The organism is Micromonospora arida (assembly GCF_003857035.1).
Classification (GTDB): domain Bacteria; phylum Actinomycetota; class Actinomycetes; order Mycobacteriales; family Micromonosporaceae; genus Micromonospora; species Micromonospora arida.
Map to the genome: position 1 here is coordinate 25,575 of NZ_QGSY01000104.1, position 7,351 is coordinate 32,925.

6 protein-coding genes are annotated in these 7,351 nt (G+C 73.4%); all 6 read left to right on the forward strand.

Translation table 11 applies throughout. The features are described from left to right. Positions 1–33 precede the first annotated feature (33 nt). Entirely contained in the window at positions 34–1,278 is a 1,245-nt protein-coding gene (locus DLJ58_RS04960; protein WP_124854065.1) for a sensor histidine kinase, read from the forward strand. Further along, positions 1,275–1,925, forward strand: coding sequence for a response regulator transcription factor (locus DLJ58_RS04965; protein ID WP_124854066.1), 651 nt, complete (start codon positions 1,275–1,277; stop codon positions 1,923–1,925). The genes DLJ58_RS04960 and DLJ58_RS04965 overlap by 4 nt, the downstream gene beginning before the upstream one ends. 76 nt (positions 1,926–2,001) lie before the next feature. Then, positions 2,002–3,078, forward strand: coding sequence for a hypothetical protein (locus tag DLJ58_RS04970; RefSeq protein ID WP_124854067.1), 1,077 nt, complete (start codon positions 2,002–2,004; stop codon positions 3,076–3,078). A 57-nt stretch (positions 3,079–3,135) separates the two neighbouring features. Continuing rightward, the gene (locus DLJ58_RS04975; protein ID WP_124854068.1) at positions 3,136–4,596 is read left to right on the forward strand and encodes a magnesium chelatase ATPase subunit I; all 1,461 of its coding nucleotides are present in this window, start codon (positions 3,136–3,138) and stop codon (positions 4,594–4,596) included. A gap of 2 nt (positions 4,597–4,598) precedes the next feature. Continuing rightward, the gene (locus DLJ58_RS04980; RefSeq protein WP_124854069.1) at positions 4,599–6,551 is read left to right on the forward strand and encodes a vWA domain-containing protein; all 1,953 of its coding nucleotides are present in this window, start codon (positions 4,599–4,601) and stop codon (positions 6,549–6,551) included. 28 nt (positions 6,552–6,579) lie between these two features. Beyond that, positions 6,580–7,044 (forward strand): hypothetical protein, encoded by a 465-nt coding sequence (locus DLJ58_RS04985; RefSeq protein ID WP_112678956.1) that lies wholly within the window; start codon positions 6,580–6,582, stop codon positions 7,042–7,044. Positions 7,045–7,351: the final 307 nt, after the last annotated feature.

Below are 7,351 nucleotides of genomic sequence, written 5' to 3' on the forward strand. Positions count from 1 at the left end.
CGGCGGGACCCGTCCGGGCCGCAGAATGACGAGGTGACCCTCCGAGCGGTGCTGGCCCCGCTGGTCGCCGGCACCACCTGGCGACGCGGCGTGTTCCTGCTGCTCGGCGGCGTGCTGGCGCTGCCGTACGGGCTACTCGCGGTGACCTTCGCCCAACTGCTCGCCGACTCGGCGATCCCGCGCCCACTGGTCTACGTCCTGCTGCTCATCGCGGTGCTGATCGCCGTGGTCCCGTTGCTGCTGGACGGCAGCCGGGCCCTGGAGATCGCCGCCGTCCGGGCCCTGCTCGGCGTCGACCTGCCCGAACCCGCGCCCGGGCACCACGGCGACCGGGAAACCCGGCTGCGCAGCGCCCTCTGGATCGCCACCCACCTCATCGTCGGCGCCCTGGTGATGATCGCGCTGTTCAGTGCCCTGCCGATGGCGCTGGCGTTCATCGCCCAACAGTTCGGCATCGGCACCGAGCTGACCGGCCGGGAACAGTTCGGGCCACTGGACGGGCAGGACAGCGGCTGGCTGACACTGACCGGGGTGCTCCTGCTGGTCGCTCTCGGCTACGCCGTCGCCGGGCTCGGCGCGCTCGCCGGATCCATGGCACCGGTGCTGCTCGGCCCGGCTCAGGCGGAGCGGATCGCCGCCCTCGAAGCACGGGCCGCCCGGCTCGCCGAACGCAACCGGCTGGCCCGCGAGCTGCACGACTCGGTCGGTCACGCGCTGACCGTGGCCACCCTCCAGGCCGGGGCCGCCCGCGAGGTCCTCGACACCGACCCCGAGTTCGTCCGGCGGGCACTCACCGCCATCGAGGACGTCGGGCGGACCGCGATGGACGACCTCGACCACGTGCTCGGGCTGCTCCGGGAGAACGGACGCGACCGGCCCGTGGTGGCGCCGCAGCGTACCCTCGCCGACCTGGACCGATTGGTCACCGACGCCCGCGCGGCCGGCCTGACCGTGCACGCGCAACGCGCCGGCGACCCGGCCCGGGTGCCCGCGGTGGTCTCCCGGGAGGGCTACCGGATCGTCCAGGAAGGACTGACCAACGCCGCCCGGCACGGCCACGGGCCGGTGACGGTACGCCTGGACCTGCACAGCGACGCGCTGGAGCTGGAGCTGGTCAACGCGGTGCGCCACCCCGACCGAGGCCAGCGGGGGCGAGGCGGTCGAGGCCTGGACGGCATGCGGGAGCGGGTGCTGCTGCTCGGCGGCCGGCTCACAGTGGGCCCCGACGGCGACCGGTGGCTGATCCGGGCCCGACTGCCGTACGAGGAGACGACATGACCACAGGGGTGCTGATCGTCGACGACGACGAGCTGATCCGGGTAGGACTGCAGGCCATCATCGACGCCCAACCCGACCTGCACGTGCTCGCCGAGGCCGCGGACGGCGCCGAGGTGCCGCCGCTGGTCGCCCGGCACCGGCCCGACGTGGTGCTGATGGACGTGCGGATGCCCGGCATCGACGGCATCCAGGCCACCCGGCACCTGCTGGCCACCTCCGCCGACCCGCCCCGGGTGCTGGTGGTCACCACCTTCGCCAACGACGAGTACGTCTACGAGGCGCTGCGCGCCGGCGCCTCGGGGTTCCTCCTCAAACGGGCCCGGCCCGCCGAGGTGGTGGAGGCGGTCCGGGTGGTCGCGGCCGGCGAGTCACTGCTCTTCCCGACCGCGATCCGCCAACTGGTCGGGGCGTACGGGCCGACGGGCGGCGACCGGTTGAGCGCCGCCCGGCTCACCGAACGGGAGGCCGAGGTGCTGCGGTTGATGACCACCGGCCGGTCCAACCCGGAGATCGCCGCGCACCTGGTGGTCGGGGTGGAGACGGTCAAGACGCACGTCGGCAACGTGCTGGCCAAGCTGGGCGTCCGCGACCGTACGCAGGCGGTCATCGCCGCCTACGAGTCCGGCTTCGTCACCCCGTCCGGCTGATCGGTCCCTCCGACGGGGGAGCGGGTTCACCGCCGGCCGGGAGGGAATCCGGAGGCTGTCCGTCGAGGCTGAGAGCATGACAACGATCACTGCCTCCCCGCCCCGTACCGACTCCCGCTGGCCGGACCGGCTCGCCCCGCTGGCCGCCGGTTGGCTCGGCCTGTGGGGCGTGCTCGCCCTGATCAGCACGCTCAGCGGCGCCGGCTACCCGTTCGGCCCGAACGACCACCACGGCGGCGACGTCAGCCTGCTGCGCCTGGTGCCGGTGGAGGTGGCCACCCCGCTCTTCGCCGGCGTGCTGCTCACCGCCGCGGTGGCCGCCCTGGCCATGAGCCGCCCGGCGGCGCGCCCGCCCGGCCCGCTGCGGGCGCTGCTCGCCGGATACGGCTGGGCGGTCGCGTTCGTGCTCGTTCTGGTCGTGCCGGATGTCCGCGTGCTGATCGTCCTCGGTTACCTGCCGATCCTGATCGTCGGGGCGCCGTTCGGCTGGCCGCCGATCGACTACTCCGACGTCTTCAACTGGGCGCTGTTCGCCCGGTTCGCGGCGCTGGCCGGCGGGCTGCTGCTCGCCGGGGCGGTGCTCGCCTGGCAGCGGCGTACCGCCGGGGCCTGCGTCGGCTGCGGCCGAGCCGACACCGCACAGGGGTGGACCACCCCGGCCGCCGCCACCCGCTGGGGCCGGTGGGCCGCCGGCATCGCCGCGGCCATCCCATTGACGTACGCGTTGACCCGGTTCGCCTGGGCGGCCGGCATCCCGTTCGGCATCTCCCGCGAGTTCCTGACCGAGATGCAGGACACCGGGCTGGTCTGGGCCGGGTTCGGGCTGGCCGCGTTCGCCACCGTCGGCGCGATCCTCACCCTCGGGCTGGTGCAACGCTGGGGCGAGCGCTTCCCGCGCTGGATGCTCGGGCTCGCCGGCCGTCGGGTGCCGGCGAAGCTGGCCGTGGTGCCGGCCACCCTGGTCGCCGTCTCCGTGACCGCGGCCTCGCTGGGGCTGCTCAGCAATCCCGAGTTCTGGCGGCTGACCGGCGGGTTCAGCATGACCGGGGCACCGATGCTGCTCTGGCCGCTGTGGGGCGTGGCGCTCGGCGCGGCCACCTACGCGTACCACCTGCGCCGCCGCGGCATCTGCCGGCGTTGCAATCGGGGCTGAGGGTGGGAGCGGGGGTGCTCCCTGATGCCCGGGGCACCCCTGCGAATGTGAGCTAGCGTGGGTCGAGTGACTGCGCCTACTCCGGTAATCCCGGTTCCACCGGCCGACCTGCCCGGCACGCTCGGCGCGCTTCGGGCGGCCGGTCACCAGTACCGCACCGTCAAGCAGGAACTCCGCGACAACCTCCTCGCCCGGATGCGTTCCGGCGAGACCCGATTCCCCGGCATCGTCGGCTACGACGACACCGTGCTGCCCGAGGTCGAGCGGGCCCTGCTCGCCGGGCACGACATGGTGCTGCTCGGCGAGCGCGGCCAGGGCAAGACCCGGCTGATCCGCTCACTGGGCGCGTTGCTCGACGAGTGGACCCCCGTTCTGCCCGGCTCGGTGCTCAACGAGCACCCGATGCACCCGCTCACCCCGGCGTCGGTCGCCCAGGTCGCCGAGGCCGGTGACGAGCTGCCGATCGGCTGGCTGCACCGCTCGATGCGGTACGGCGAGAAGTTGGCCACCCCGGACACCAGCGTCGGGGACCTGATCGGCGACGTCGACCCGATCCGCATCGCCCAGGGTCGTACCCTCGGCGACCCGGAGACCATCCACTTCGGGTTGGTGCCGCGCACCAACCGGGGCATCTTCGCCGTGAACGAGCTGCCCGACCTGGCCGAACGTATTCAGGTGGCGCTGCTCAACGTGCTGGAGGAGCGGGACATCCAGGTTCGCGGCTACCAGCTGCGCCTGCCACTGGACCTGCTCCTGGTGGCCAGCGCCAACCCGGAGGACTACACCAACCGGGGCCGGATCATCACCCCCCTCAAGGACCGGTTCGGCGCGGAGATCCGCACCCACTACCCGGTCGACCTGGAGTTGGAGCTGGCGCTGATCCGCCAGGAGGCCCACCTGGTCGCCGAGGTGCCCGAGCACGTGCTGGAGGTGCTGGCCCGCTTCGCCCGCGCCGTCCGGGAGTCGCCGTCGGTGGACCCGCGCTCCGGTGTCTCCGCCCGATTCGCCATCGCCGCCGCCGAGACGGTCGCCGGTGCCGCGCTGCGTCGCGCCGGTCTGCTCGCCGCCTCCGGCACCCCGGAGGGACGCCCCGAGGCCGCCGTCGCCCGCGTCGGTGACGCGGTGTCGGTGACCAGCACGCTGCGCGGCAAGGTCGAGTTCGAGAGCGGCGAGGAGGGTCGGGAGACCGAGATCCTCGCGCACCTGCTGCGTACCGCGACCGCCGAGACGTTCCGGGCCCACCTGGCCGGGCTGGACCTGTCCGGGTTCACCGCCCTGGTCGAGGACGGCGCCGCCATCGAGACCGGCGAGTTGGTCAGCGCCGCGGAGCTGCTGCGCCAGGTCGGCACCGTACCCGGGTTGGCGAAGGTCCTGGACCGACTCGACCTGGGCGACGCGCCCACCTCCGAGGAGGCTGCCGCCGTCGTCGAGTTCGTGCTGGAAGGGCTGCACCTGACCCGCCGGCTCGGCAAGGACGTCACCGACTCGGGGCGCACCGTCTACGGCGGCCGGGGCTGACCATGGCCGGCAACCGGTTCCGTTACGGGCAGTGGAACGGCGGGCCCGACCCGCTCGCACCCCCGTACGACGTGCGTGAGGCGGTGGACGCGGTCGGTGCCGAGGTGCTGGCCGGCGGCAGCCTGCGGGAGGCGCTGCGTGACCTGCTGCGCCGTGGGCCGCAGGGACGGGGTGGCCTGGACGACCTGGCCGCCCGGGCGCGGCGGTTGCGCCGGGAGGCGCTGCGCAGGGGCGACCTGGACGGGGCGGTGACCCGGGCCCAGGCCCTGCTCGACCAGGCCCTCGCCGCCGAGCGGGACGAGCTGCGGGGTCGCGACGACGACGCCGCGCGGTTCGCCGAGGCGGTGCTGGACAATTTGCCGCGCTCGACGGCGCGGGCGGTGGAGGAGCTGTCCGGCTACCAGTGGGCCAGCGACGACGCCCGCCGTTCGTACCAGCAGATCCTCGACCAACTCCGCGACGACGTGCTCGGTCAACGCTTCGCCGGGCTGCGCGACGCGGTGCGCGCCTCCGCCGACCCGGCCGCCCAGCAGCGGCTCGCGGAGATGATGGGCGACCTGAACGACCTGCTCGCCCGGCACGGTCGCGCGGAGGACACCACCGACGCGTTCGCCGAGTTCATGCGCCGACATGGCGACTTCTTCCCGGAGAAGCCGGAGAACGTCGACGAGTTGATCGACGTGCTGGCCCGCCGGGCGGCGGCCGGCGAGCGGCTGATGAACTCGCTCTCGGAGCGGCAGCGCTCCGAGCTGGCCGGCCTCATGCAGCAGTCGCTCGGCGACCGCCTCGCGGGGGAGTTGTCCGCGCTCGACGCGAACCTGCGGGCGCTGCGACCCGATCTGCGCTGGGGGCGGGGCGAGCGGGTCCGGGGCGACCAGCCGCTGGACTACGCCGACGCGGCCGGCGCGCTGGGTGAGATCGGCGACCTGGACGACCTGCTGGACCAGCTCGACCAGGAACACCCGGGGGCGACCCTCGACGACGTGGACGTCGATGCGGTGGCGCGCACGCTGGGCCGGGACGCGGCCGACGACGTTCGCCGGCTGCGCGATCTGGAGCGGGAGCTGCGCCGGCAGGGTTGGGTCAGCCGGGACGCGGAGGGGCTCACACTGAGCCCGAAGGCGCTGCGTCGGCTCGGCGGGACCGCGCTGCGGCAGGTCTTCGCGGAGCTGACCGCCGGGCCACGCGGCCAGCACGACCTGCGCTCGGCCGGTGCGGCGGGCGAGGTCAGCGGCGCGTCCAGGCCCTGGCAGTACGGCGATGAGCAACCGCTGGACGTGGTCCGGACGTTGACCCGGGCGGTCAGCCGGGCCGGACCGACGGTCCCGGTGCAGCTCGCGGTGGACGACTTCGAGGTGGTGGAGACCGAGAGGCGGGCCTCGGCCGCTGTGGTGCTCTGCGTCGACCTGTCGTACTCGATGATCTCTCAGGGTCGTTGGGGGCCGATGAAGCAGACGGCGCTGGCGCTGGCACACCTGATGGAGACGCGCTTCCCACAGGACGCCCTGCAGATCGTGGGCTTCGGCCGGGAGGCGATGGCGCTCACCCAGCAGGAGTTGGCGGCCGTGGAGCCGGACATGGAGCAGGGCACCAACCTCCAGCACGCGCTGCGGTTGGCGGGCCGGCACCTGCGGCGGCACCCGGACGCCGAGCCGATCGTCCTGGTGGTCACCGACGGAGAGCCGACCGCGCACCTGGACCCGGACGACGGGGAGGCGCTGTTCCACTGGCCGCCGCTGCCGGAGACGATCGAGGCGACGGTCCGCGAGGTGGACCGGCTGAGCCGTTACGGTGCCACGCTCAACCTGTTCATGCTCGGCGACGACCCGGGCCTGCGGCGCTTCGTCGACGCGGTGGCCCGCCGCAGCCGGGGCCGCATGTTCACCCCGGACACCGACGACCTGGGCGAGTACGTGGTGAGCGACTACCTCCGCTCCCGCCAATCCCGCCGCTAACTCCCGCCGCGGCGGGTTGACTGGGGGGATGGAGAGCGGGGGATTGCGGCGGGCCTACGGTGCCCTGTTCGCGGAGGTCGACGCTGGCGGATTCGGTCCGGCTCCGGAGGGGCAGCTCAGTGCCGAGCAGATCGTCGCGCATCTGGTCGCCAACGACGAGCTGATGATCCAGGCCACCGAGGCGTTGCTGGCCGGGTCGCCGTTCGCCTACTACGAGTTGGCGGAGGACATGCACCGCCCGCAGCTCGACGCGCTCGCCGCCGAGCAGGGTGGTCTGCGTGGCCTGACCGCGCTGCTGCACGGCACCAGTGACCGGCTGTGCGGGCTGGTCGACCAGCTCGGCCTGGCAGCGGAGACCCCGGTCGAGACGCACCTACGCGAGGGCTTCGACCTCATCGTCGACGAACCGCTGCCCTGGTCCCGGACCCTGGACCTGCACACCCGGGTGCACCTGCCGAAGCACCAGTCCCAGCTGCACCTGCTCCGGTCCTGAGCGGCGGCGATACGGGCGGCGGCGGCCGATCAGTGTGAACCCGGCACGGGGTGTCGTGGTCTGTTGAGCCTGATGTCTGTGGGTCATATTGATGACCCACAGACATCACGCCCCCAAAAAAGTGCTGCCCGGACCGGGGCGAGATCAAGCCAGCCCTGCCCCACGCCCCTTGCTCTTCGCGATCTTGCACTTACTGTCCCCGCAATTGAGGCATACAGCGCATACGGGCGACCGAAAGTGCAAGATCGCGGGCGCTGGGCGCTGGGCGCTGGGCGCTGGGCGCTGGGCGCTGGGCGCCAGGGGGCGG

Excerpts from the sequence above, each read along its gene's own strand:
- DLJ58_RS04965 (WP_124854066.1), top strand. The coding sequence starts at position 1,275 with ATGACCACAGGGGTGCTGATCGTCGACGACGACGAGCTGATCCGGGTA.
- DLJ58_RS04970 (WP_124854067.1), top strand. The coding sequence starts at position 2,002 with ATGACAACGATCACTGCCTCCCCGCCCCGTACCGACTCCCGCTGGCCG.
- DLJ58_RS04980 (WP_124854069.1), top strand. The coding sequence starts at position 4,599 with ATGGCCGGCAACCGGTTCCGTTACGGGCAGTGGAACGGCGGGCCCGAC.
- DLJ58_RS04985 (WP_112678956.1), top strand. The coding sequence starts at position 6,580 with ATGGAGAGCGGGGGATTGCGGCGGGCCTACGGTGCCCTGTTCGCGGAG.